19 protein-coding genes are annotated in these 24166 nt (G+C 70.2%); 11 read left to right on the top strand and 8 right to left on the bottom strand.

The window, feature by feature from the left end; all coding sequences use genetic code 11:
- The first annotated feature begins 3 nt into the window (after positions 1–3).
- Both Q8S38_RS22080 and tagH read left to right on the top strand, forming a co-directional pair.
- Positions 4–558: a DUF6931 family protein gene (locus Q8S38_RS22080; RefSeq protein WP_305682489.1), complete on the top strand. Its 555-nt coding sequence runs from the start codon at positions 4–6 to the stop codon at positions 556–558.
- Positions 559–612: 54 nt separating this feature from the next.
- Entirely contained in the window at positions 613–1974 is a 1362-nt protein-coding gene (gene tagH, locus Q8S38_RS22075; protein ID WP_305682488.1) for a type VI secretion system-associated FHA domain protein TagH, read from the top strand.
- Between the two features lie 185 nt (positions 1975–2159).
- Here the strand turns inward: tagH and Q8S38_RS22070 are convergent, their stop codons facing one another.
- Together Q8S38_RS22070 and Q8S38_RS22065 are read right to left on the bottom strand one after the other, a co-directional pair.
- Positions 2160–2519, bottom strand: coding sequence for a RidA family protein (locus Q8S38_RS22070; RefSeq protein ID WP_305682487.1), 360 nt, complete (start codon positions 2517–2519; stop codon positions 2160–2162).
- 74 nt (positions 2520–2593) lie between these two features.
- A complete protein-coding gene (locus tag Q8S38_RS22065) occupies positions 2594–3094 on the bottom strand; it encodes a PAAR domain-containing protein (protein ID WP_305682486.1) in 501 nt (166 codons plus the stop codon).
- Between the two features lie 178 nt (positions 3095–3272).
- On the opposite strand from Q8S38_RS22065, the gene tssK reads away from it, so the two are divergent.
- Genes tssK through Q8S38_RS22035 form a run of 6 tightly spaced genes read left to right on the top strand, consistent with a single transcriptional unit; the run spans position 3273 to position 13265 of the window.
- Positions 3273–4610 (top strand): type VI secretion system baseplate subunit TssK, encoded by a 1338-nt coding sequence (tssK, locus tag Q8S38_RS22060; protein WP_305682485.1) that lies wholly within the window; start codon positions 3273–3275, stop codon positions 4608–4610.
- The gene (gene tssL, locus Q8S38_RS22055; RefSeq protein WP_305682484.1) at positions 4607–6040 is read left to right on the top strand and encodes a type VI secretion system protein TssL, long form; all 1434 of its coding nucleotides are present in this window, start codon (positions 4607–4609) and stop codon (positions 6038–6040) included. Before tssK ends, tssL begins: the two co-directional genes overlap by 4 nt.
- A 14-nt stretch (positions 6041–6054) precedes the next feature.
- Entirely contained in the window at positions 6055–9669 is a 3615-nt protein-coding gene (gene tssM / locus Q8S38_RS22050; protein WP_305682483.1) for a type VI secretion system membrane subunit TssM, read from the top strand.
- Positions 9670–9673: 4 nt separating this feature from the next.
- Positions 9674–10381, top strand: coding sequence for a type VI secretion system-associated protein TagF (gene tagF / locus Q8S38_RS22045; RefSeq protein ID WP_305682482.1), 708 nt, complete (start codon positions 9674–9676; stop codon positions 10379–10381).
- On the top strand, positions 10378–11187 hold the full coding sequence (locus Q8S38_RS22040) for a PP2C family protein-serine/threonine phosphatase (RefSeq protein ID WP_305682481.1): 810 nt from the start codon (positions 10378–10380) through the stop codon (positions 11185–11187). The genes tagF and Q8S38_RS22040 overlap by 4 nt, the downstream gene beginning before the upstream one ends.
- Positions 11184–13265, top strand: coding sequence for a serine/threonine-protein kinase (locus Q8S38_RS22035; protein WP_305682480.1), 2082 nt, complete (start codon positions 11184–11186; stop codon positions 13263–13265). The genes Q8S38_RS22040 and Q8S38_RS22035 overlap by 4 nt, the downstream gene beginning before the upstream one ends.
- 20 nt (positions 13266–13285) lie before the next feature.
- Here Q8S38_RS22035 and Q8S38_RS22030 read toward each other — a convergent pair whose 3' ends face one another.
- From Q8S38_RS22030 to Q8S38_RS22010, 5 genes are all read right to left on the bottom strand, one after another.
- Positions 13286–13567: a hypothetical protein gene (locus Q8S38_RS22030; protein ID WP_305682479.1), complete on the bottom strand. Its 282-nt coding sequence runs from the start codon at positions 13565–13567 to the stop codon at positions 13286–13288.
- 47 nt (positions 13568–13614) lie between these two features.
- Positions 13615–15231 (bottom strand): transglycosylase SLT domain-containing protein, encoded by a 1617-nt coding sequence (locus Q8S38_RS22025; protein WP_305682478.1) that lies wholly within the window; start codon positions 15229–15231, stop codon positions 13615–13617.
- A 147-nt stretch (positions 15232–15378) separates the two neighbouring features.
- A complete protein-coding gene (locus Q8S38_RS22020) occupies positions 15379–16980 on the bottom strand; it encodes a class I SAM-dependent methyltransferase (RefSeq protein ID WP_305682477.1) in 1602 nt (533 codons plus the stop codon).
- A gap of 86 nt (positions 16981–17066) precedes the next feature.
- The gene (locus Q8S38_RS22015; RefSeq protein ID WP_305682476.1) at positions 17067–18287 is read right to left on the bottom strand and encodes an OmpA family protein; all 1221 of its coding nucleotides are present in this window, start codon (positions 18285–18287) and stop codon (positions 17067–17069) included.
- A 36-nt stretch (positions 18288–18323) separates the two neighbouring features.
- Positions 18324–19844 carry a caspase family protein gene (locus Q8S38_RS22010; RefSeq protein ID WP_305682475.1) on the bottom strand — a complete coding sequence of 507 codons (1521 nt, stop codon included), beginning with the start codon at positions 19842–19844 and terminating at the stop codon, positions 18324–18326.
- Between the two features lie 176 nt (positions 19845–20020).
- On the opposite strand from Q8S38_RS22010, the gene Q8S38_RS22005 reads away from it, so the two are divergent.
- The 3 genes from Q8S38_RS22005 to Q8S38_RS21995 are packed head-to-tail and all read left to right on the top strand — an operon-like array spanning position 20021 to position 23670.
- Positions 20021–21307, top strand: a complete 1287-nt coding sequence (locus tag Q8S38_RS22005; protein WP_305682474.1) for a DUF4399 domain-containing protein — start codon at positions 20021–20023, stop codon at positions 21305–21307.
- The gene (locus tag Q8S38_RS22000) at positions 21304–21786 is read left to right on the top strand and encodes a DUF4399 domain-containing protein (RefSeq protein ID WP_305682473.1); all 483 of its coding nucleotides are present in this window, start codon (positions 21304–21306) and stop codon (positions 21784–21786) included. Before Q8S38_RS22005 ends, Q8S38_RS22000 begins: the two co-directional genes overlap by 4 nt.
- Positions 21787–21834: 48 nt before the next feature.
- The gene (locus Q8S38_RS21995) at positions 21835–23670 is read left to right on the top strand and encodes an SUMF1/EgtB/PvdO family nonheme iron enzyme (protein WP_305682472.1); all 1836 of its coding nucleotides are present in this window, start codon (positions 21835–21837) and stop codon (positions 23668–23670) included.
- On the opposite strand, the gene Q8S38_RS21990 is transcribed toward Q8S38_RS21995, so the two are convergent.
- Positions 23667–24062, bottom strand: a complete 396-nt coding sequence (locus Q8S38_RS21990) for a hypothetical protein (protein WP_305682471.1) — start codon at positions 24060–24062, stop codon at positions 23667–23669. The genes Q8S38_RS21995 and Q8S38_RS21990 overlap by 4 nt on opposite strands.
- Positions 24063–24166 lie beyond the last annotated feature (104 nt).

Here is a 24166-nt window from a genome sequence, read left to right as displayed (position 1 = left end):
CCGATGTCCCGCCTGCGCTTCAGCACCGCCAGGGAGGTGTTCGAGACCTTCCCTGCCCTCGGCAAGGTCGTCGCGACCCGGCCGAGCGTCGAGCATCCTCTGGCGTTCGCCCGGGCACTGGCGCTGGGCCCGGCGCCCGCCGAAGCGATCGGCTTTTGCGCCTTCGTCCTGCCGCGCCGCGAGGCGGTCTGGTGGGCGGCGCAGGCGCTGCGCGCGATGCAGGCCCCGGGCGCGCTGCAGGACCAGGGGCTGGCGGCCGCCGAGGCCTGGGTCCGCGATCCCCGCGACGAGACGCGCCGGGCCGCGCTGGCTGCAGCCGATGCGGGCGACAGCGCCTCGCCGGGCACCTGGGTCGCTTTCGCCGCGGGCTACTCCGGCGGCAGCATGGTGGCGGGCCATGCCGTTCCCTGCCCGCCCGACCTCACCGCCAAGATGGCACGCATCGCGGTGCTGACGGCGCTCGGCCGTCTCACGGGCCGCGAGCACCAGGCCGCATTGCGCAATTGCGTCGAAGCATGCATTCGATTGGCTGATGACGACGGCAAGCCGACCTCCTGAGCACAGCCCGCGAAAGACGGCGGCCGACCGTGCGCCGCGCCCGGATTCCCCGCCATGCCGCTGACCCTGACCATCGAGAACGAGACCGCCCTGCCCGATGGCGGCCCGCTGACCGTGACCCTCAGTGGCGCAAGGGGGCTCGACATCGGGCGCGACCAGCATCTCGACTGGTGCCTGCCGGACCCGACGCGCGCAATCTCCGGCCGCCATTGCGAGGTGCGCTTCCGCGATGGGGCGTACTGGCTGCGTGACGTCTCGACCAACGGCACCTATGTCAACGGCGGCAGCCAGCGCGTGCAGTCGCCCTATCGCCTCCAGCACGGCGACAGGCTCGAGATCGGCCATTACGTCATCGCGGTCGCCATCGACGAGGCCGCCCAAGCCGAGCCCGCGGCCGCCCCGTCGCAGGACCGCGCTCCCGATCCGGATTCGCTCTGGTCGGCCAGCGGCGACGTTGCGCCGCCGATTCCGCGTCGCGACCTGCTGCCGCCGAGCCGGCACCGGCCCGTCCATGACGGCTTCATCGACTGGGCCGCGGATATCCCGACGCCGGCCGCCTCTCCCGCGCCCGCTCCGCTCCCCCCTGTTGCGTCCCCGCCGCCGGGAGACGACTTCGCCTGGGCGCCCTATCAGGCGCCGCCGGCCGCGCCCGAGTTGCAGCCGGCCCCGATCCCGACACCGCGGCGTCCTTTGACCGCCGAGCTGCCGCCGGGCGACCCCTGGAGCGACGCGCCTGCCCAGGCCGCGCCGCCGACCGCACCGCTGCCGCACGCCGCCGCGCCCTTCGCAGCGCCATCGCCGCCTCCCGCCATGCCGCCGGGCGGCATGCCCGCCATCTCGGCGGCCGAATTCGTCCAGCGCTTCGCCAAGGGCGCCGGCCTCGCCACCGACGACCTCGCCTGGCAGGACCCCGGTGCCTTTGCCGAGCAGCTCGGCGGCCTGATGCGCCTGGTCGCGGTCGAGCTGAAGCTGCTGCTCGCGGCCCGCGCCGAGAGCAAGCGCATCGCGCGCAGCGCCAACCAGACGATGATCCAGGCGCAGGACAACAACCCGCTGAAATTCTCGCCGACGGTGGACGATGCGCTGCAGCTGATCTTCGGTCGGCCCAAGAGCGGCTATCTCAGCGCGCAGAAGGCCTTCGACGAGAGCTTCAAGGACCTCAAGGCCCACCAGATCAAGACCTACTCGGCCATGCAGCATGCGTTGCGCATGCTCGTCGAGGATCTCGATCCCCAGGCCATCGCCGAGAGCACGGCGCAGGAGCGCGGTCTCGATTCCCTGCTCGGCTCGCGCAAGGCCAAGATGTGGGACGCCTATGTCGCCCGTTGGGACGCCAAGACCGCGCCGTATGAAGACGGGCTCGTGGACGCCTTCATGCTCTATTTCGCCGAGTGCTACGACCGCGGGGGAAAGTAGCGGCTTCCGTCAGACGGCGCCGCTTCGAGGCACGTCACCGGAACCACGCCGTCATCCCGGCCGAAGCGAAGCGGAGCGCCGGGATCCATCGGAGGGCTCCGGCGCTCCGTGATGGATCCCGGATCGGCGCTGCTGCGCAGCTTGTCCGGGATGACGCGGTGTTTCGGTGCGAAACAGGCTGGGAGCTAAGAGCTTTTCTTCGCCGCCACCGCCGTGATCTCGATGTCGTGGCCGGGCGAGGCGAGCTTGGCCTCGACGGTGGCGCGCGCCGGCGCGGTGCCCTTCGGCACCCAGGCGTCCCAGACCTCGTTCATCTCGGCGATCTTCGAGATGTCGGTGAGGAAGATCTGGACGCTGAGGATGCGGCTCTTGTCGCTGCCGGCGGCCTCCAGCGTTTCCTCCAGCAGCGCGAGGACCTCGGTGGTCTGCTCGCCCAGCGGGCGGCCTTCGGTCTTTTCGGCGACATGGCCGGCGAGGAAGACGATGCCGTTGAAGATCGCGGCATCGCACCAGCGCTGCGTCACTCCGATGCGGTCGATGGTCATGGTCGATCTCCTTGGCTGGAAAAGAGTCGCGCGAGCCGCGCGCCTGCCCCTCCTAGCCGAGGCGACCGGCCCCGTCAGCCGCCGATGATGACCGTCGTCATCCCCATGACGATCTTGTTGGGCGGACCAACCGCCTCGATGATCGTGTCGCCCACCCGGCAGGCCGAGAGATTGTTGATCAGCACCGTCTGCGAGCCGTCGATGACGACGCCGGGCCCGTGCGGCGGCGCCGGCAGCAGTGTCAGGCAATTGTGGATGTCGGCCCCGCCGGCGGCGCCGGTGATCATCGAGCCCATCGTGGTGGCGGCGGTCGCCTTGGCGGTTTCCTCGGCCAGCTTCGCGGCGGGCGCGCCGGGGGTGCCTGCGGCGGCGAGCGTCGCCGCCTCGGCGGTGGCGATGGCCGCATCCGAGACCTGGCGCGCCGCCTGGATCGCGGCGGCGGCCGCCGCCGAGACGCCGCGCCAGGCCGGCAGCCCGCCGATGAGGACATTGGGGCTGCCCGGCCCGGGTTGGAGGACGCCCGGCAGCGGATGCAGCACCAGATCGAGAATGCGGGCGGCGGGACCTGTCGGCATCGGGGGCTCCTCTTCGCCAGTGTGGGCGCGATTCTGCTGGACTGCCCGTCCTGGCGCAACCGTGCATCCTTCGTTGCAATGATGGCCGCAGCCTTGCTTGCAGTTACCATTCGCTTGGTGACGCTTGTGGGTGACCCGTATAAGGTTGCTGGCATGCTTTTGAGTGAGCGAGACCCGGATGTCGTGGTACAGCAAGGTCGTCTGGTCGGAAGGGCTTTTCCTCAGGCCGCATCACTTCCAGCAGAACGACCGGTATCTTGAGAACCTGCTGGAGAACCGCGTCCGGCACGCCACCCCTTACCCATGGGGATTCTCGGTGCTGGAGATCGACCGCGACCTCGCCCAGCAGAGCCGGATCGGGCTGCGCCGCGCCGCCGGCGTGATGCCGGACGGCACGCCTTTCGCGATGCCCGACAACAGCCCCCTGCCGCTGGCGATAGAGGTGCCCGAGAACGCCGCCGGCCAGATCGTCTGGCTCTCGCTGCCGCTGGCCTCCCCCAACACCCGCGAGGTCGAGGACGCGCTGAACGGCAGCGCCAGCCGCTATGTCCCGGCCACCGAGATGCTGATCGATTCCACTGCCTCGCTGCGGATCGAGGAGGAGATCGACGTCGCCCATCCGCGCCTGAGCCTGGAGCTGCGCAAGACCGCCAAGGCCGGCTATGTCGGCCTCGCGCTCGGCCGGATCCTCGAGGTGCGCGACCGCGCCGTCCTTTTCGACGAGAAGTTCGCCCCGCCCGTCCTCGTCTGCTCGGCCTATCCGGTGATCGAGGGCTGGCTCGACCGGGTCATCGGCTGGATCGACAACAAGCTCGAGGAACTCGCCCGCTATGCCGCCGACCCGACGGCCGGAGGCGGGCTGCAGAGCGCCGACTATTTCATGCTGCAGCTCTTGAACCGGCAAATCCCGCAACTGCGCCATCTGCGCCAATCGCGCTACGTCCATCCCGAGCGGCTGTTCGAGAGCTTTCTGGGGCTGGCCGGCGAACTCGCGACCTTCACCACCGCAGAGCGCCGCGCCCGCGACTACCCGGCCTATGACCATGACGACCTCGAGGCCTGCTTCACCCCGCTGGTGCGCGACATCCAGGACTTCCTCTCCGCCAATCTCGGCCGCCGGGCGATCCGGCTCGAGATCACCGAGCGCGCGCCCAACGCCTTCATGTCGACGATCCGCGACCGCAGCCTCGTCCGCAACGCGACGCTGGTTCTGGAGGTCGCGGCACGCCGCCCCCTCACCGAGATCCAGGCCCAGTTCCCGCAGCTCTTCAAGGTCGGCCCCAACACCAAGATGAACGAGATCGTCCATGCCCATCTGCCGGGCATCAGCCTCGTCCATCTGCCGACTCCGCCGCCGCAGATCCGCGCGCTGACCGACCATGTCTATTTCTATCTCGACCGGACATCGCCGCTCTGGCCGGAATTCTCGACCGCGAGTTCGATCGGGATGCATTTCTCCGGTGACTGGCCCGATCTCGAGCTGGAACTCTGGGCCGTGCTCGAGGGACGCCGATGAGCGATCCCGGTTCGCCGTCCGATCCGTTCGGCCGTTCCGACCGGACCATCATCAGGCCGAACCCGGCCGGACGCCGCGCGCCCCTGCCCTCCCGCCCGGCGCAAGCCACGCCGGCGGCGCCCACCCCCTATGCCCCGCCCGCCGCGGCCTCGCCCGGCGTTCCCGGCGGCAGCGACGACTGGATCTCGGCCGCCCAGCCGGCCCCGCCGCGCCCGGCGCCGCCACCCGGCCCCGCCGCCGGGCCGCTGCCGGGCCGCGGCCAGCTCCTGACGCCCAACGCCAACCCGCTGCTGCGCGCCGCGTCGCCCCTCCTCCTGCTGCTCGGCCGGCTGCGCTCGCAGCTCAGCAGCGCGCCCCCCGCACAGCTGCTCGGCCAGGTCACGGAGACGATCGAGGCCTTCGAGCATGAGGTTCGCGCCGCGGGCGCCTCGGCCGAGCAGACGCGGACCGCCAAATACGTCCTCTGCGCAGCCGCCGACGACATCGTCCAGAACATCCCCGGCGAGGACCGCCATGTCTGGACCCAGTACAGCATGCTCTCGAAGTTCTTCGGCGAGCGGGTCGGCGGCGTGCGCTTCTTCGAGGAACTCGACCGCGCCAAGGCCGACCCATCCGTCAACTACGACCTGCTCGAACTGATGCATGCCTGCCTGGCGCTGGGCTTCCAGGGCATCCACCGCACCTCCGCCGGCGGGGCCGCCAATCTCCAGATGATCCAGCGCAATTTGTTCGAGACGCTGCGCCGGGTGAAGCAGCCCGACCCCGAACTCTCGCCGCGCTGGCGCGGGCAGGCCGTCGCCTCGCAGGTGGCGCGCTTCAAGGTTCCGGTCTGGTCGGTGGCGGCGCTTGCCGGCGTCGCCGTGCTCGGCCTCTATTTCGTGTTCCGCTTCCTGCTCTCGGGCAATGCCGAGGCGGCCGCGACCGCCATGCTCTCGGTCCACCCCAAGGGCGAGCTCGGCCTCGTCCGCAAGGTGTTCTCGGCCCCGCCGCCGCCCGTGCCGCCGCCGCCCGAGCCGCCCAAGGTCTGCGGCGCGGTGCAGCCGCCGATCGTCTGCCAGGTCACGCCGAACGTCATCATCGTCCGGCTCGTCGACATCACCCTGTTCGAGCCCGGCCAGGCGGCCGTGCGCGCCGAGTTCAAGCCCCTGATCGAGCGGATCGCGACCGTGCTGGAGACAGAGGGAGGCGCCGTCAAGGTCGTCGGCCATACCGACAATGTGCCGATCCGGACCGCGCGCTTTGCCTCCAACCTGCAGCTCTCCCAGGCCCGTGCGAAGGCCGTCGGCGACCTGCTGCAGACCAAGCTGAGCAAGCCGGACCGGATCAGCGTCGAGGGCAAGGGCGCCGATGCCCCGATCGCCGACAATGCCAGCCGCGAAGGCCGCGCCAAGAACCGGCGCGTCGAAATCGTGATCCAGCGGCAGGGCTGAGGGAGGGCGAACCCATGAACCTCGCCACCTGGCTCAGAATCGCCGCCATCACCGTCGGGACGCTGGCGCTTGGCCTGCTCGTCTGGTTCGGCGCGCCGTTCCTTGCCGTCGGCGACGTCCGCCCGTTCGACTCGGTCTGGGTGCGGCTGCCGATCGTCCTGCTGCTGGCGCTCGGCGCGCTGGCCTGGATCGCGCTGATCGTGATCCGCCGGCGCCGCGCCACCGCCGCGCTCACCGAGGCGCTGGAACAGCAGCAGGAGGCGACAGGCGACGGTGCCGCGCTGTCGGCCTCGATGCGCGACGCGCTGGCGACGCTGCGCCGCGCCCGCGGCAAGGATGGCGGCGACTATCTCTACGACCTGCCCTGGTACGTCATCATCGGCCCGCCCGGCGCCGGCAAGACGACCGCGCTGGTCAATTCCGGGCTGAAATTCCCGCTCGCCCGCGGTGGCGCGGCGCCGGCCGCGATCGCCGGCGTTGGCGGCACCCGCTATTGCGACTGGTGGTTTTCCGAGGAGGCCGTGCTGATCGACACGGCCGGCCGCTACACCACGCAGGACACCGACGCGAAGGCCGAGAAGGCGAGCTGGCTTGCCTTCCTCGATCTGCTCAAGACCCATCGCCCGCGCCAGCCGATCAACGGCGTCATGGTGGCGATCAGCGTCGAGGATCTGCTGACGTCGAGCCCCGAGGAGATCGCCGCCCATGCCGACGCGATCCGCAACCGGCTGCTCGAGCTGAACGAGCGGCTGAAGGTCGACTTCCCGGTCTATGCCGTCTTCACCAAGGCCGACCTGATCGCCGGCTTCAACGAGTATTTCGGCGGGCTCTCCGAGCCGCAGCGCCGGATGGTCTGGGGACACACCTTCCAGACCGGCGACAAGACCCGCAACATGATCGGCGACGTCGCACCCGAATATGATGCGCTGATCGAGCGGCTGAACGAGCGCCTCCCCGACCGGCTGCAGGACGAGGCCAACCCGACCGCGCGTGCCCAGATCTTCGGCTTCCCGAGCCAGATGGCGACGCTGAAGCGCTCGATTACCGATTTTCTCGGCCGCGTCTTCGAGCCGACGCGCTATCATGCCAATGCGACGCTGCGCGGCTTCTATTTCACCTCCGGCACGCAGGAAGGCACGCCGATCGACCAGTTGATCGGGGCGCTCTCGCGCAATTTCGGCAGCAGCCACGCCAGCGCCGGCGCCTATTCCGGCCGCGGCAAGAGCTATTTCCTGACCGACCTGATCCAGAAGGTCATCATCGGCGAGTCAGGCTGGGTCTCGACCGACCTCGGCGCCGCGCGCCGCGCCACCCTGCTGCGGGCCGCCGGCTTCGCCACGGTGGCACTCGTCTCGCTCGCCGCGCTCGGCCTGTGGTGGACGAGCTTCTCGCGCAACAGCGACCTGATCACCGCAACCAATTACGGCCTCTCCGACTACCGCTCCAGCGCCGCCCCGGTGCTGCAGGAGACGACGATCTCCGAACGCAATTTCAGCCGCGTCCTGCCGCTGTTGCATAAGCTGCGGCACCTGCCGGCGGGCTACGCCACCCGCGAGGAGCCGACGCCGACCGCCGCCACCTTCGGCCTCAGCCAGCGCGCCCGCTTGCAGAACGCGGCCGAACTGACCTATCAGCAGGCGTTGGAGCGGATGCTGCGCTCGCGCATTATCTTCCGGCTGGAGGAGCAGCTCGAGGCCAACCAGACCAATCCCGGCTTCGTCTACGAGGCGCTCAAGGTCTACATGATGGTCGGCGGCCAGGCGAAGCTCGACCGCGACCTCGTCATCGCCTGGATGCGGCTGGACTGGGCCGAGAACCTCTTCCCCGGCGCCGCCAACGCGAAGGGCCGCGAGGCGCTGGAGGAGCATCTGGTCGCGATGCTCGATCTCGACGACGGCGAGGCCGAGCCGCTGGTCAAGCTCAACCAGTCGCTGATCGAGAACAGCCAGCGCACGCTGCGCCGCCTCAGCATCGCGGAACGCGCCTATGAGCTCTTGCGCACCCAGGCCCGCTCGCAGAGCCAGAAGGACTGGGTCGCGGCCCGCCGCGGCGGCTCCGACGTGCGCCTGGCTTTCGAAGGCGTCGGCGGCGAAGACCTCGACGCGGTCCGCGTGCCCTATTTCTACACCTATGACGGCTTCCAGAACGCCTTCGTCGACCGCCTCGGCGACATCGGCGACCGCATCGAGAAGGAGCGCTGGGTGCTGGGCGAGAATGTCGACCAGCAGGCGATCATCTCGCAATACGCCACGCTCTTCCAGGACCTGCTCAAGCTCTACAGCCGCGATTTCGTCGCCTCCTGGCAGCGCACCCTGGCGCGGCTCAAGCTGCGCCCGCTCAACGCCGACAAGCCGCAATATGTCGCGCTCAGCGCGATGGCCGCGCCGACCTCGCCCTTCAAGCAGATCCTCGAATCCGTCCGCGACGAGACGCAGCTCACCAAGGAGCGCGCCTCCCCCCGCAAGGCGGCCGCAGCGGCCGCGACCGATGTTCTGGAGAAGCGCGCGAGCGAGGCGCTGAGCCGGCTGGGCACCAATCTCCCGCTCAGCGCGCCCGGCGTCGAGCGCGTGCTCGGCGGCGGCGGCAACGAGGCGCTCGGCGCCGATATCGAGGCCCAGTTCAAGCCCTTCCATGTCCTGGTCGAGGGCGATCTCGGCCGCCGCCCGGTCGACCAGCTCCTGCAGGTCCTGTCCGAGATCAACCAGAACCTAGCCACCGCCGCGACCAACCCGGCCCAGGCGGCTGCGGCCAATGCCGCGCTGGTGCCGCTGATCGCGACGCTGCGCGCCAATTCCTCGCGCTACCCCGCCCCCTTCGGCGCTATGGTCGTGTCGGCCGTCAACGACTTCGAGGGCGATGCCACCGGCGCCACCGTCGCCCTGCTGCGCCAGGCGCTGGGCGATCAGGTCAGCCGCGTCTGCACGGAGATCCTGACCAACCGCTATCCCTTCGTGAAGGGCAGCGCGCGCGACGTGCCGCTGGCCGATTTCGCCCGCCTGTTCGCGCCCGGCGGCATCATGGACAAGTTCTACAAGGAGCGGCTCGAACCCTATGTCGACAGCTCCAAGGCGCAGTGGAGCTGGCGCGCCGACAGCCGCGTCGCCCGCTCGCTCTCCGCGACGACACTGCGCGAGTTCCAGCGCGCCAGCGAGATTCGGGAAGCCTTCTTCCCGACCGGCGGCAACCTGCCCTCCTTCCAGATGATCGTGGTGCCGACCGCGCTCTCGGCGGATGCCGCCAATGCCAAGCTCGAGATCAACGGCTTCACCGTCACGAGCCAGCAGGGCGTCAACACGCCCGCCCCGGTGATGTGGCCGGGCGCCGGCATCGGCCGCACCGCGATCACGCTGACGCTGGGCGGGGCGAGCGGCGGCGGCGTCTTCGGCGGCGGCTTCTTCTCCTCGGGGCCAAGCGCGCCATCCGGCGAAATCAAGCTGTTCGAGCGCGACGGCGTCTGGTCCTTCTTCCGCCTGCTCGACACCGGCTCTGTGCTGCGCCAGGGCGACAATGTCGGGCTGACGCTGGCGGCGGGCGGGCGCCAGGTCGGCTATCAGTTCGGCGTCGGCTCGCTGAAGAACCCGCTGATCCTGCCCGCCCTGCGGGAGATCCGCTGCCCGTCGGGGATCTGAGGCGATGAGCTGCGGCCTGTTCGGGAAGCTGCCGGCCAAGCGCGACTTCATCGCGGTGAACGCGCCGGCGGCCTTCCTCAAGGTCTACGAGGCCTGGCTCCAGGGCGGGCTGACCGCGAGCCGGCTCGCGCTGGCCGGACGCTGGCAGGAGGCCTTCCTCAACGCGCCGATCTGGCGCTTCTGGATCGGCCAGGGCCTGTGCGGGCAGGCCGTCGCCGGGGCCTTCATGCCCTCCGTCGACGGCGTCGGCCGCTACTTTCCGCTGACCGTCTTCGCCCTGGCGCAGCCCGGCGGCGCGATCCCGCATCCGGAACTCGACCCGCAGGACGCCTGGTATGCCGGGATCGAGGATTTCCTGCTGCAGGCCCTCGATCCGGGGGCGAGCTTCGAGGCCGTCTCGGAGCGCCTGGCGCGGCTAGCCGTCCCCAATGACTCGCTGCTCGCGCCGCCGCCGCAGGATATGGTGCGCCTCTCGGACGGCACCATCGTCACCGCGCTGGACGCGGCCGGCTTTCCCGCCCGGCTCGCCGCCCTGCGGGTCGAGGATCACGCCCGCGCCTATGCCCATTCGACCTGCTTCTGGACCGTTGGCGGCGAGAATTTCGAGCCGCTCGCTTTGGTCGGGCACGGGCTGCCCGACCCCTATCTCTTCGCCGGCCTGCTGACCGGCCATTTCGATGCGTTCCTCGAACCGGGGCGGGCCGTGTCATGAGCGATCTCAGCCAGAATCCGAGCCAGACCGCATCGGCCTTCGAGACCGGCGCCGTCAGCCATGTCGGCCGCATCCGCAGCGCCAACGAGGACAATCTCGTCGTCCGGCCCGAATTCGGCATCTGGGCGGTCGCCGACGGCATGGGCGGTCATGAGAACGGCGCGCTCGCCAGCGCCACGGTGGCCGCCGCGATCGAGAGCATCGGCAAGACCCAGTCGGCGCCCGACCTGCTGGCCCGGCTGGAGAATGGCGTGCTGGACGCCAATGCGACGCTGCGCCGCCACATCGCGGAGGGCAACGGCGCGGCAATGGGCTCGACGCTGGCGGTCCTGCTCGTCCACGAGCGTCACTTCGCCTGCGTCTGGTGTGGCGACAGCCGGATCTACCTCATCCGTGCCGGCCAGATCCTGCAGATCTCGCGCGACCACACCGAGGTCCAGGAACTGGTCGAGCGCGGCGTGATGACCGCCGCGGAAGCCAGGCTCTCGCCGCGACGCCATGTCATCACCCGCGCGATCGGCGTCCACGACGTGCCCGAACTCGACCTCGACAGCGGCGAGATCGAGGATGGCGACGTCTTCGTGCTCTGCTCCGATGGCCTGACCGAGCATGTCGCGGAGGCCGAGATCCTGGAAGCGGTCGAGGAGAGGGGCGCGCAGCAGGCCTGCAACGCCCTGCTGCAGCTCACCCTGCAGCGCGGAGCGCGCGACAACGTTACGGTGATCATCATGCGCTATAGCCGCAGGGACGACCGGACGACCCGGTGGATGCCGAACAGGCGCATGCAGGAGACCGACACGCCATGAGCGACTCCGAGCGCACCATCTTCGCGCCCCGCGCCGGCGCCGTCTCCGTCGGGACCACCCTGAACGGCATCTACGAGGTCGAGCGGCTGATCGGGGTCGGCGGCATGGGCGAGGTCTACAAGGGCCGCGCCATCCAGACCGGCGACGCGGTGGCGATCAAGATGATCCGCCCGGAACTCGCGCGCGACGAGGCGGCGCTCGCCCTGTTCCGGCGCGAGGCCGCCGCCCTGCACAACCTCTACAACGAAGCCATCGTCCGCTATTACGTCTTCACCATCGATCCGGGGACGCAGTCGCCCTATCTGGCGATGGAGTTCGTCGACGGCCAGCCGCTCTCGGAGCGCATCAAGCAGGCGCCGCTGAGCCTCGACGAGGTCGATGTGCTGCGCCGGCGCATAGGACCGGGCCTCCACGCCGCCCATCTGCTGGGCATCGTCCACCGCGACGTCTCGCCGGACAACATCATCCTGCCCGGCGGCAGCATCGCCCGCGCCAAGATCATCGATTTCGGCATCGCCCGCTCCAGCATCCTGGGCGAAGGCACGGTCATCGGCTCGGGCTTCGCCGGCAAGTACAACTACGTCTCGCCCGAGCAGCTCGGGCTCTATGGCGGCGACGTCACCGGCCGCTCCGACATGTACAGCTTCGGCCTCGTCCTCGCCGAAGCGATGACCGGCAAGCCGCTCGACATGGGCGGCAGCCAGGTCCAGATCCTCGAGAAGCGCCGTCGCCTGCCCGACCTCTCGGGCATCGACGCCCGCATCCGCCCGCTCCTGGCCCGCATGCTCGCCGCCGACCCGGCCGAGCGCTTCGCCGACATGTCGGAGGTCGCCGCCTGGCAGCCGCAGGCGCCGGCCGCCGCGGCCGCGGCCGGCAGGTCCCCGCTGCGCGCCGTCGCCGGCATCGCCGCGCTCGCCCTGCTGGCGGGCGGCGGATTCTATGGCTGGACCCTGCTGAACGACGAGCCGCCGCGCGGCAGCGCCCCGCCTCCGGCTCTCAACGAAACCCGCAGCGACCCGCCGGCCCAGGCCCAGACCCCGGCCCAGACACCCAACCCGGCGCAGGCCCAGAACCGCGTGCCGGAGCTGATCGAGCCGCCCGCCGTACCGACACCCGTCGTGGTGACCCCGCCGCCTGTGACGCAGCCGCCCCCGAACCCGCCGCCCGCGCTCAACGAGCCGCCGGCCGCCGCCGCCGCACCGCCCCAGCCCCAGCCACAACCGCAGCCGACGCAGCCCTCGCCGCCGCGACCCGAGCCGCAGACCGCCGTCGTCGCCCCGCCGCCGGTCGCGGCCCCGACCCGGCCCGATCCGCGCATGCCGCAGCCGACCGTGGCCGAGCCGGCGCGCCCGCCGGCGACGCCGGCCGTGCCGCCTGCCGCGCAACCGCGCCCGGAGACACCGCCCGCAGCGCCGGGGCGCAGCGACCCGGCCCAGATCGCGGTCGCTCAGCCGCCCCGCCCGCCGATCGAGCGCGTGCAGCGCTACATCGCGACCTATGACGGCGGCCCGTGCTTCTTCCTCTGGCCGACCGAGTTGACCGCGACGCGCGCGGTTCTGGAGGGCTTTGGCAACCGCACCGAGCCCTTCGTCGCCTTCGACACCACCTTCAAGGCGGCGCAGGGCTTCGAGGCGCAGATCCATCTGCGGCCGATCACGGCGGCGCAATGCCCGATGGCGGATTTCCTGCGCGCGCTCGGGGACAACATCGACCGCACCCCGCGGCTCCAGATCAACGCCTTCAACATGAAGAGCGGCGAGGTGCTGAGCGGGACCATCGACAATGACGGCGGCCGCAACGTCGCCGTCGTGCTGATCGGTGACGACGGGCTCGTCTACAATCTCGGCAGCTATCTGCGCCGCGACGGACGGCGCGCCACCTTCAACCTCAAGCTGGAATCGGCCGGGGGCGGGCCGCGGCCCCAGACCGTCCTGACCTTCGTCAGCACGGCACCGCTGCCGGCCCTGTCGGGCCCCAACCCCACCCCGTCGACGGATTTCTTCGCCAGCCTCCAGCAGGACGTCCTGCGCCAGGGCGAACCGCTCGGGCTGGGCGTGCGCTATTTCCGGATCGAGTAACCGGTCGCCGATGCGCCCGCTCAGTCGGCCTCGCGGTAAAGCACGCCCCAATCGTCCTGCCAGAGCCCCTGCGGATCCGCGACGACGATCGGCGCCCGGATCTCGTTGGCGAGCCGCACCGCGGCCCGGAAGGCATCGACCGGCGGCATCGGGTCGCTCAGGAAGTCGTTGACGAGATGCCCGCCCGCCAGTTCGGCCGGACAGGAAATCTGGCCGTGGGTCTCGCCGTCGCCGGCGCTCAGACTGAGCGTGATCGCGTCCGGCTGCGGTTCGTCCACCTGCTCGAAACGGTTGGCCGCCATGGTCCTGGTCTCCTCTGCGGTTCGGGCGGGCCGGCGGCCACGTCCGTCTACTTCTTCGCGCGCTCCGCCTGCTGGGGCGCGGCAGGGCGCACCGTCTTGTAGCGGTCGAGCCTGACCTTGATCATCTCGTTGAACTTGCGGTGGACCTCGGAGACCGACAGCGTCTTGGTCTCGCCGCCGGCATCCGCATAGAAGATCGGCCGGTTCGCCTGGGCCGGCCGCGGCAGCAGATCGGCCGCCTTGACGTCGGGCTTTTCCTCCATCGTCTCGATGAAGGTCTGGGCGGCGTCCGGCCCAAGGAAATGGATCAGGTAAATCTCGCCACCGGTGAGGTGGCGGCCCATGGCCTTCTCCAGCCGCAGCGTATCGCGCTTCAGCATCTCGCCGGCCAGCAGCGCCGAGAGATAGGGCTCGCGCCTGAGATCGAGGATGCGCTGGCGCTCGGCCGCATCGGCCACGACGAACTGGCGGCCATTGCGCCCGATCAGCTTCGCCTCCGCCGCCAGACCGTGCTTCGTTCCGAATTCGCTGACGACGCCGAGCCAGGTCTGCTCGATGAACTGGTAGAGGCCCGTGGCCGAGGACGTCTTGGCCTGAACCGAGGTCGAGAACGACGATTCCTTGTCCGCCACCGCCATCAGCAGCGTCGGATCCGCGCCCACCACCTTGCCGGCGCGCACGATCGTCTCGACGAGATGCCGCCGGATCCGGATCGGCCCGAAGGTCAGCAACTGCTCGGGGTCGCCGCCGGTCGTGATCGGCGCCTGCGGAATGCGCGAGCGCAGGCCCGGCGCCGCCTGGCCGGCGGGCAGTTTCGGCGGCACCAGGAGGATGTTGGACGGCGGCTGCGTCAGCGGCACGACCGGGATTTCCGGCGCCGCTTCGACCTGAGCCTTGATCTCGGCCAGCGTCGGATCGGCCTTCAGCGCAAATTCCGTCGCCTGCCGCGCCGCCTCCAGATCGCTCTCGACCGAGGACAGGATCAGCGAGGGACGCGCCGCCGTCTGCAGCGCCGGAGCGGCCAGGCTCGCGACCATGTCCGGATCCGGGGGAGCCTCCCCCTGCCCCATCTTGTTCAGGGCAATACCGAGCACGGCCGCAGTGAGACAGACGATCCCGACCGCGACCCCGATCATCATCGCCCGCCCCGACACGCCGCGCGCCGCGATTTCAGGCCCGGGCGACGCGAGCGGCTTCGGTATCGAGTCCGTGGAATCGAGGGTGCCGGAAACAGCCTTCGTGATCGCGACAGGTCGCTCGCCGGAGACACCGCGTCGCAAAGCCTCGAACCAGTCTTCGCCACGGGCGTCGAGGGCCGTCAATTCGGCGACCAGCCGACGCGCGGTGAGCGCGGGCACCCGCGCCTCCCGCTCGATCACGCCGGCAGCCGCCTTGTCGCCCAGTTCGGCGATGGTCTTGAGCGCGAAGAACCAGAGCTGCAGCGGCGTGCGACGATTGTCGAGCACCGTACCGGCCCCGGGCTGGAGCATGTAGTTGCAATGCTCGCAGGAACAGGCGCGTAGCTTCACGCGCGGCTCGAAACGGCCAGGACGGCTGCAGGCCGGGCAGGTCAGGCTGCTGCCGCCATGGCGCGCGCGCATCAGAGCGTCGAGGCAGGCCTCTTCCGGAAAGACGGCCTGGAACTGCCTGAAGCGTTCACTCATCGGGCCTCGCCAGCACTGCCGGTCCCTGGAAAGCCGCGGTCGGGCGAGTGGGCCCATCGCCCCTGCTGGATACCGCTGCGTCAGGATATGCGAGCCGCATGGCCGCGACAACGGCGTGCCGTCCGCCGCCAGCCGCAGGACGGCGCCTCAGGAAACGAGCAGCCCCAGCCGCGCCACATCCTTCAGGTGGACCGCCACCGCCTCGGCCGTGGCGAGTCGGGGCAAATCGCCGACATCGCGCCCCGAGCCATGCGCCTCGTCGAGGAAGGCGTTGAGATCGCTCAGGATGGTCTCCTGCGTGCGCGAGCCGTCGAGCAGGCCCACGAATTTTCGGACGACGACGCCATCGAGCGCCACCATGCGATGGCGCAGATCCGTGACCTCCCGGGACGTCGTCGCCTGCCAGCGCGCCACCGCGCTTGCCAGCGGCCGTTCCGAAATCGTCGTCGTCAGCGCCGGGGGCTCGAGCCTGATGTCGAGCAGGCCAGCCTTGAAGATCGCCAGCAGCGCCTCGTCGAGCCGGGCGATCTCCGCCGCGACATCGCCCTGCAAGGCAGCGCCGACATCCGCCACCGCCTGGGCGACGAGATCGTCGAAGGCGACACCGGCCGGCCACGCCGCGCCCAGCCGCCGCAGCGCCGCCTTGCAGAGCGGCAGGTCGACCGAGAGTTTCACCCCCGCGTCGAAGGCGAAGCGATCGACGCCCGACCGCGTCTCCTCGCCCTCCCCGGCTTCGACCAGCCGGGCCTGGGCCGCCAGGTGATAGGGTTTCAAGGCGCCGGGCTTGACCCCGCGCCGCAGCGGAACGTCCTGCCGACAGAGCAGCGTCTCGCGGAAGGCCCGCCCGATCAGCAGGTCGAGCGTCTGCTCGCGGCGGGCCGCCTCCTCGACGGGGATGCCCGCCAGCATCGCCTGCGCCGGCCCCTTGGCAGCGCCATACATGTTGGGGAAAGAGGCTTCGGCCAGGAACTGCAGGCCGTGCTGCTCGGCGGCGCCCAGCACCTCATGCAGCGCGAAGGCGCGCGCGCCCGGGTTGAGATCGTCGTGAAACAGCACATTGTCGGGCGTGTCGTCGAGTTGCTGCAGCCTCTGCCGCAGCGCCGCCCCGTGGAACGTCTCGGCGTCGCTGGCTTCGGCGACGGCTTTCAGCGCCGCGCGCGCCACCCGCACCCGCTCCTGCGGCTCGGCGATGTCGCGCGTGGCATAGAGCATCACGTCGCGGGCGAGATCGCGCAGCCGGCAGCCCGGCAGGGCATTGTAGCTGACATAGGCGATGCCTTGCGGCGCCAGCAACTCGCCGAAGATCGCGATGATCCGCTCGCGCACGATATCGGGCACCCAGGAATAGACGCCATGGACCAGGATGTAGTCGAACCGCCCGAGCTCGGGCCCGACATCCATGATGTTGCGGTGGTGGAAGGCCAGGTTGCCGAGGCCAAGCTCCGTCGTGGCCCGCTGCGCCAGCGCGATCGCGCTGCCGCTGAGATCGATGCCGACGAACGCGCTACCGGGATATTGGGCGGCCATCGGAAGCAGGTTGCCGCCCCGCCCGCAGCCGAGTTCAAGCACCCGCATCGCCGCGGCAGGCGCGGCCGCCATGCCATGGGCGTGCGCGATCGTCGCCAGCCGGGCCGGATGGGTCTGCGCGAAGGCATGCCCGGGATAGGCGACGGCGTCATAGGGGTTGATGTCCGTGCCGTTCATCCGCGCCGCCCGTCCCTGTTGCCCCTTGCGGACCACCTCCGGCATCGAAGCCTGACCTGGGCCGCCGCGCCTCCTCCGTTCGAAGGACAGCCGCCCCGCGGCGCCGCCGGAGGCCGCACCGCGCACCGCCTTCAGCAGCCGATAACCTTGAACTCCACCCGGCGGTCGAGCGCATCGCTCGCGTCGTCCTTGCCGGTGCCGACGAGATTGTCCTTGAAGCCACGGCCGCTCGCGATCATCCGGCTGCGTCCGTCGGGCATGCCGGTCAGCAGCAGGTCCATGATGAACTGCGCCCGCAGGACCGAGAGCCGCTCGTTCAGGGACGGCGTGCCTGTGCGCGAGCTGTGGCCGACGATCTCGAGGCAGGCGCCCTTCTGGCGCACGCGCGTCGCGATCTGGCTCAGCCACATCGGATAGGGCTCGGTCGTCTGCGGGTTGTCGATGAACTGGGTCGAGCCGGGCCGGAACAGGAGCCGGACCATGAGCTGGTCGGTGGACAGCCCGTAATCGACGAGATCGCCGAACGCATCGACCGCATCGTCGCGCCGACCGAGCTTGGCGCTGGCGAGATAGGTGCCGATCCGGACGCGATGCTGGTCGCCACCCGGCAGCCTGCGGGCGGCGCGATAGAACGCCAGCGACTCGCGGAAACGCTGGGCCTCGTATTCGGCGATGCCGTCCTGGATCAGCGCATTGGCGGCGAGGCGGTCGACATAGGCCGGGTCGAGCCCCGCGCCCAGCGGCGTGCCCTGGCAGGTCTGCACATAGGCGTCGGTGGCCTGGTCCTTCGCCCAGACCGGCGCATCGCGGAAGAACAGCGTTGGCGTGACGTCGACGTTCTCGGGCGTCGCACGCGCCACCCCGCGCGACACCACCGTGCGGGACTTGAGATCGGCCAGCGTAAGGCAGATCCGGAACGCATCCCTCGGGCCATCGGCCCCGACCTGGCTGATCGCCGTGAAGGTGCCGACCAGCACGACCGGATCGCGCGCCAGAACCTCCGCCGTGAAGGGCTGCACGACGAAGCGCGGATAGGAGGTCCGCACCATCGCGATCAGCGCCTCCTGCATCGCGCGCGTCGCCGCCGATTGCGCGCCCGATGCGGCGTCGATCAGCGGATCGATGACCAGTTCGATGCGATCGCCACTGAGGTTGGCCTTGCCGAAGAGATCGGCCGCCGCCCGCTGCAGCGCTTCGGGAAACGGCGCCGGGACGGGCGGTGCCGGCTGGGCCCGCGCGCCAACGGTCAGCACCAGCATGGCCATCAGGGCCAGCAGAACCGATATCGGGCCGCGCGCGATCGCGGCCCACCACCGACGCAGCATCCAGGACGGGACCAGGTGGCCGCTCATTTCAGCGACGGGCGAGGGAGAGTGGGGCGCGGTGGATCAGCGGCACAGCAGCAGTTGCTCCTTCGCCTGCGCGGTCAGCTCTCCGAGCTGGGCGCGCAGCAGGATTTCGCTGCAGGCCGCGGCGCTGGGCCGGGCGTTCTGCGCCCGCACGGCCTGCGGACGCGCGGCTGACGGCGCCGCGATGGCAGGCGGCGGCGCCGCGGTGCGCTCGGTCAGCGAACGCTCGACCGAGGGCGGGGCCAACCGCGAGAGGCTCGGCTGATCCGGCGGCGACATGGTCAGGCTGCCCATCCGCGCCGCCATCGCCTGCTCGAGCAGCACGCGCTCGTCGGCCAGGCGGCGCTTCTCGGTTTCGAGCGAGGCGAGTTCGCGCTCGCGGCGCACCACCTCCTCGGCGAGTCGCTCCCGCTCCGCCCGCGCCTGGCCGCTCTGACCGGGAAGGGGAACAGGGCGCACCGTTCCGACCAGGGCGCCGGCAGGCCGCGCGGCGACAGCCGGCGCCGCACCCTGCGCCCCCTCGCCGTCGCGCCTGGCAAGATCGATCGCCGCCTGCTGGCGCACCTTCTCGGCCCGCTCGACACGATCGAGCAAAGCACGCTCGCGCGCAGCGAACTCGCGCGCCAGCGCCTCGCGCTCCTTCGCCTCGCCGGCACGTCGCTCGATCAGGTCGAGCCGCGTACGCGCATCGATGGTGAAGAAGCTCGTCGGGTAACGCGCGATGAAGTCGTGATAGACCGCCGGATCCTCGTTGACGCGGATGCGACGCCAGACGTCACTGTCGGTCTCCTCGCGGTTCAGGTAGAAATCGCCGAGCAGCGAGAGCGACAACTCCGGCGTCTGGCGGCCATTGGTCGCGTCATAGACGCTCTTCTGAACGCGCCGGAACATCGTCGCCACCTCGAGCCCCGGCTGCTCGATCTCGCGGACCAGGGCGGCCGTGAACGGGCTGTTGCGCCCCGCCCCGTCGGCGGCGACGTCATTGGCCTGGGTGGCATAGGCGATCACCATGCCCTGCGCCCGCGCCACGGGGGCGAGCCCGCTGCCGACGGCGAAGCCGCGCGTCGCCTGGCGCTTGGCGAGCTGGCCGACGAAGGGATTGTTCCGGCAGGCGTCGAGCACCATGATCTTGACGCCGCGCGAGAAGTTCAGCGCCGTCACGACGTCGTTGAGCCGCGTCGTCTCGTACTGGACGCCGATCTCGTCTTCGACCCGCGCCTCGATCGGCACGAGGTAGTTCTCACCGTTGAACTGCAGGCCGTGGCCGGCATAGTAGAACATCACCGCGTCGGCATCCTGCGCCAGCCGCGCGAAACGCGTCACCGCTTGGTCCATGCCGCGCTTGTCGAGATCGACACCGTCGACCACCTCGAAGCCGACCTTGCGCAGCGACGCCGCCATGTCGCGCGCGTCGTTGACGGTGTTGGGCAGGACGGGGGCGTTGGCATAGCTCGAATTGCCGATGACGAGCGCGACCCTGCGCTCGCTGGCCGCGGCCGGCAAAGCCAGCATCAGCAGCGCGCATCCGATCACAACACGCAGTCCGGCAGCGAGGATCATGAGGCCCTTCCCTACCGCAAGCTAGCGCAGCATCAGGCGAAAATCCAGTCCGGCGAACTGGATTCGCCCGTGACGAACCCGGCCCAAGTCCCTGATGGAAAGGCTATTTGGCTTGCCCAAGCGGCACGGCGCTGGTAACTTTCGGTTGAGCGGGCGCATGCGACAGGGAGACGCCGATGCACAGTGTTCGGCTCCGTCTCGTGTCGCCGGCCCTGGCATGGCTGCTGGCAGCGCTCCTGCTGAGCGTGATCGCCGCCCTGCCGCCACCCGCGCTGGCGCAGGACCCGCCGCGCCCCCGCAGCAAGGCGCCCGCCGATGCCAGGCTCGATTTCATCGGATTGACCGAGGGCGCGCGCATCCCCGGCAAGGTGGTCATACGCTTTGCGCTGGAGGGGATGGAGGTCGCGGCTGCAGGCCCGCCGCAGCCCAATGCCGGGCACCATCACGTCCTGATCGACACTGAACTGCCCCCGCTGGATCAGCCGATCCCGAGCGACTTCAACCATATCCATCTCGGCAACGGCCAGACCGAAGTCGAGATCGTGCTGACGCCAGGGCGCCACACGCTGCAATTGCTCTTCGCCGATCACGACCACGTTCCCCATGATCCGCCGGTGATGTCGCCGCGCATCACGGTCGAGGTCAGCGACGAGGCGCAGGAGAAGGGGCGCGTCACGGCGGCGCCGGACGCCAGGGTGTTCTTCGTCGATCTCGTCGATGGCGCCACGATCCAGACACGCTCGCGCATTCGCTTCGGTGCGGAGGGGGTCGTGCTCGCGCCGGCCGGCACCAAGCACCCCAATGGCGGGCATCACCACCTGCTGATCAACACAGGGCTGCCGCCGCTCGACCACGAGATCCCCAGCGACTTCAACCATATCCATTTCGGCCGCGGCCAGACCGAGGCCGAGGTCACGCTGCCGCCGGGCGAGCACACGCTGCAGCTCCTGCTCGGCGACCATGACCATGTCCCGCATGATCCGCCGCTGATGTCGCCGCGCATCCGCGTCCGCGTGGTCGAGGGCGCGCAGGTCGCCTCCGCGATCCAGCCGACCGCACCGGCCGAGACCCGCCCGGCGCTGACGCCCGCCCCCGACGACGCCGCCGTCTACTTCATCTATCCGCGCGACGGCGACGCCATCTTCCCCAACACCACCGTCCGCTTCGGGCTGCGCAACATGGGCGTGGCGCCCGCCGGCGTCGCCAAGCCCAACACCGGGCACCACCACCTCATCATCAATGCGCCGACGCCGCCGCTCGACCAGGCGATCCCCGCCGATCTGAACCATATCCATCTCGGCGGCGGCCAGACCGAGCGCCGGATCACCCTGCCCATGGGCGAGCACACGCTCCAGCTCATCTTCACCGACGAGAACCATGTCCCGCATGATCCGCCGGTGATCTCGGAGCGGATCAAGGTTCTGGTGGCTCCGGGCGGCAAGAGACCGGCGAGGCGTCGATGAAAACCCAGCGCAGCCTTACCGTCCGGGTGGACCGCCCCGTCACGCGGCGCTTCCCGCGCAGCACCGCCCTCGCCTTGCTGTTCGCTTCTCTCGCGACATCCGCCGCCTGGGCCCAGCCGGAGCCACGCCAGCCCTCGCCGAAGGGCGCCCAGGTCTATTTCCATTACCCGCTCGACGGTTTGCGTGTGCCCGAGCGTTTCACCGTGCGCATGGGGCTGAAGGAAATGGGCGTCGCGCCCGCGGGAACGGAATGGCCCAATGCCGGTCATCACCATTTGTTGATCAATACCGAGCCCGGTCCGTTCGATCAGCCCATTCCGGCCGACAACAACAATCTCCATCTCGGCAACGGCCAGACCGAGGTGGTCGTGACACTGCCCAAGGGCCGGCATACCTTGCAGCTGTTGCTGGGAGACCATAACCACGTGCCGCACGATCCCCCGGTGATGTCGCGCAAGATCACGATCTATGTTCGCTGAGATCGCGCAGTTCGGCCACGAGGGCATCGCAGGGGAATGAAGCACGGCATGTCCTGGTTGCGCTGCCTGTCCTGGTTGCGATGCGCGTCGCTGGCGGCCTGCGCCGCGCTGCTGCTGGCGTCCCCGACACGCGCGCAGACTGGCGACGCCGCCTCCGGCCGCGTCGCCCTTGTCATCGGCAACGCCGGTTACCCGCAGGCGCCCGTGCCGGAAGCGGCGGTCGACGCCCGCGCCGTGGCCGTTGCGCTGCGCACCGGCGGCTTCGACATCGTCACGGCCGATGACGCCAACGGGCCCGCGCTGCAGGCCGCGATCGCGGGTTTTGCCGGCAGGCTGCGACCGGGCGTCCAGGCGATCGTGTTTTACGCCGGCCATGCGGTGCAGCTGCGCAACCGCAATTTCCTGGTCCCGGTCGATGCCCGCCTGCGCTCGGCCTCCGAGATCGCGCAGGCCGCGGTCGATCTCGACCTGCTGCTCGACGCGCTGATCGTGGCGCGGCCCGCCAGCGCGCTGGTGGTGCTCGACGCCAGCCGCGACAACCCCTGGCAGGCGGACCTCTCCGGTCCCTCCAAAGGCCTGCTCGCGGTCGAGCGCATGGACGCGATCAGCGTGATGTTCACCACCGCGCCCGGCCGCACCGTTGCGGATGGCGGCGCCCGCGGCAATCCCGCGATCGACGAATGGATCAAGGCCATCCGGACGCCCGGCCTCGACATGACCGCGGCGCTGGCGCGCACCCGCGACGCCGTCGCGCGGCTGACGCGGCGCAGCCAGCAGATCTGGACGTCCTCGGAGCCGCCAGCGGGGCTGGTCGTCACCCCGCTCGCGCGCCCCGCCCAGATCGCCCAGAACAACCGCGCCGTCATCCCGCTGCCGCCGCCGGAATCCCCCGCCGCCCGGCAGGACGCCTATGAGCTCGCCTTCTGGGAATCGATCCGTTCGAGCGAGAACCCGGCCGAGTACCGCGCCTATCTCGAAGCCTATCCCGATGGCCGCTTCGCCAGTCTCGCCCGCACGCGCGAGCAGCAGTTCACCGCACGGCAGAACGCCGCCGCCGCCTCCCCGCCCGCCGCGCCGCCATCACCACCGGCGGCCCGCCCGCCGGCAGGGCCGGTCGCGGCGGTGCGCGAACCCGCCCGCCCGGCCGCGCCCGCGGCCCCCCCTGCGACACTGCGCACGCTGCGCGATTGCGAGGGCTGCCCGGAACTCACCCTGATCGCGCCCGGTACGTTCGAAATGGGCGCCAACGAGCTCTACGAGTTCGAGAAGCCCGTCCACACCGTCACCATCCGCAACGCCTTCTATCTCGGCCTGCGTGAGGTGACGTTCGAGGAGTGGGACGCCTGCATCGACCAGGGCGGCTGCACCCATCGCCCCAATGATCGCGGGCTGGGCCGCGGCAAGCGCCCGGTCACCGACATCCACTGGAACGACGCCAACGCCTACCTGACCTGGCTCTCCGCCAGGACCGGCCAGCGCTATCGCCTGCCCAGCGAGGCCGAATGGGAGTACGCCGCCCGAGGCGGCACCACGACGACCTATCCCTGGGGCGCGACGATGGTGAAGGAGCGCGCCAACTGCGTCGGCTGCAATGAGCCGACCCGCCGGCAGGCTGTCGAGACCGGCCAGTTCCCGGCCAATGGCTTCGGCCTCTACGACATGGCGGGCAATGCGGCCGAATGGGTCGCCGATTGCTGGAGCGACAGCTACCGGGCGACCCCGCGCGACGGCACCGCCGTCAACCCGCCCGGCTGCCGCGAGCGCGTGCTGCGCGGCGGCTCCTTCAACAACGATCCGCGCTATCTGCGCTCGGCCGCCCGCTTCAAATACGAGGCCGATGTGCGCTTCTTCACCAACGGCTTCAGGGTCCTGCGCGAACCTTAGGGGCGTGTGCCCCGAAACCAGAGGCGCAGCGGAATCTGCCGGTCGCTGCCGCAGGTGACGAAGCTGTGCGCGCTCTCCGACAAGGTGCCGGTGAAGGCGCAAGAGGCTCCGGCCAGCGTCATTTGCGCGGTGTAGCGCTGGCCGCGCAGGCTGATCCGGATATGGCCGGTCTTCTCCGGCGTTTCGCCGGGACCGCAGACGGCGTTGTGCTTCATCAGCACCGGGCCCGAGAAGGCCGGCGCCCCGGCCCGCCCCGCCTTCTCCTCGGCTAGGCTGGCGCTGACGTCCCACTCGCCGAGATAGCCGAAGCGCCCGGCGAGTTCACGCGCCGAAGCTCCGGCGCCCGCGGCGGCGAGGGACAGGATCACGATCGACGCCGGAACCAGACGCATGGCGCTTCTCTCATGGATGGAGGAGCCTACCACACCCTTCGCCCAGCCCAAGAGTCAACCCAACCCAAGAGCCTCCAAACACGAAGAAGACATACCCGCCAGTC

Origin of the sequence: Allobosea sp. (assembly GCF_030695125.1) — a bacterium.
Lineage (GTDB): Bacteria > Pseudomonadota > Alphaproteobacteria > Rhizobiales > Beijerinckiaceae > Allobosea.
This window is presented reverse-complemented; position numbering and strand designations above follow the sequence as displayed.

Bases quoted from the DNA above. Each gene is read 5' to 3' on its own strand.
- Q8S38_RS22080 (WP_305682489.1), top strand. From the start codon at position 4: ATGTCCCGCCTGCGCTTCAGCACCGCCAGGGAGGTGTTCGAGACCTTC.
- tagH (WP_305682488.1), top strand. From the start codon at position 613: ATGCCGCTGACCCTGACCATCGAGAACGAGACCGCCCTGCCCGATGGC.
- Q8S38_RS22070 (WP_305682487.1), bottom strand. From the start codon at position 2,519: ATGACCATCGACCGCATCGGAGTGACGCAGCGCTGGTGCGATGCCGCG.
- Q8S38_RS22065 (WP_305682486.1), bottom strand. From the start codon at position 3,094: ATGCCGACAGGTCCCGCCGCCCGCATTCTCGATCTGGTGCTGCATCCG.
- tssK (WP_305682485.1), top strand. From the start codon at position 3,273: ATGTCGTGGTACAGCAAGGTCGTCTGGTCGGAAGGGCTTTTCCTCAGG.
- tssL (WP_305682484.1), top strand. From the start codon at position 4,607: ATGAGCGATCCCGGTTCGCCGTCCGATCCGTTCGGCCGTTCCGACCGG.
- tssM (WP_305682483.1), top strand. From the start codon at position 6,055: ATGAACCTCGCCACCTGGCTCAGAATCGCCGCCATCACCGTCGGGACG.
- tagF (WP_305682482.1), top strand. From the start codon at position 9,674: ATGAGCTGCGGCCTGTTCGGGAAGCTGCCGGCCAAGCGCGACTTCATC.
- Q8S38_RS22040 (WP_305682481.1), top strand. From the start codon at position 10,378: ATGAGCGATCTCAGCCAGAATCCGAGCCAGACCGCATCGGCCTTCGAG.
- Q8S38_RS22035 (WP_305682480.1), top strand. From the start codon at position 11,184: ATGAGCGACTCCGAGCGCACCATCTTCGCGCCCCGCGCCGGCGCCGTC.
- Q8S38_RS22030 (WP_305682479.1), bottom strand. From the start codon at position 13,567: ATGGCGGCCAACCGTTTCGAGCAGGTGGACGAACCGCAGCCGGACGCG.
- Q8S38_RS22025 (WP_305682478.1), bottom strand. From the start codon at position 15,231: ATGAGTGAACGCTTCAGGCAGTTCCAGGCCGTCTTTCCGGAAGAGGCC.
- Q8S38_RS22020 (WP_305682477.1), bottom strand. From the start codon at position 16,980: ATGCCGGAGGTGGTCCGCAAGGGGCAACAGGGACGGGCGGCGCGGATG.
- Q8S38_RS22015 (WP_305682476.1), bottom strand. From the start codon at position 18,287: ATGAGCGGCCACCTGGTCCCGTCCTGGATGCTGCGTCGGTGGTGGGCC.
- Q8S38_RS22010 (WP_305682475.1), bottom strand. From the start codon at position 19,844: ATGATCCTCGCTGCCGGACTGCGTGTTGTGATCGGATGCGCGCTGCTG.
- Q8S38_RS22005 (WP_305682474.1), top strand. From the start codon at position 20,021: ATGCACAGTGTTCGGCTCCGTCTCGTGTCGCCGGCCCTGGCATGGCTG.
- Q8S38_RS22000 (WP_305682473.1), top strand. From the start codon at position 21,304: ATGAAAACCCAGCGCAGCCTTACCGTCCGGGTGGACCGCCCCGTCACG.
- Q8S38_RS21995 (WP_305682472.1), top strand. From the start codon at position 21,835: ATGTCCTGGTTGCGCTGCCTGTCCTGGTTGCGATGCGCGTCGCTGGCG.
- Q8S38_RS21990 (WP_305682471.1), bottom strand. From the start codon at position 24,062: ATGCGTCTGGTTCCGGCGTCGATCGTGATCCTGTCCCTCGCCGCCGCG.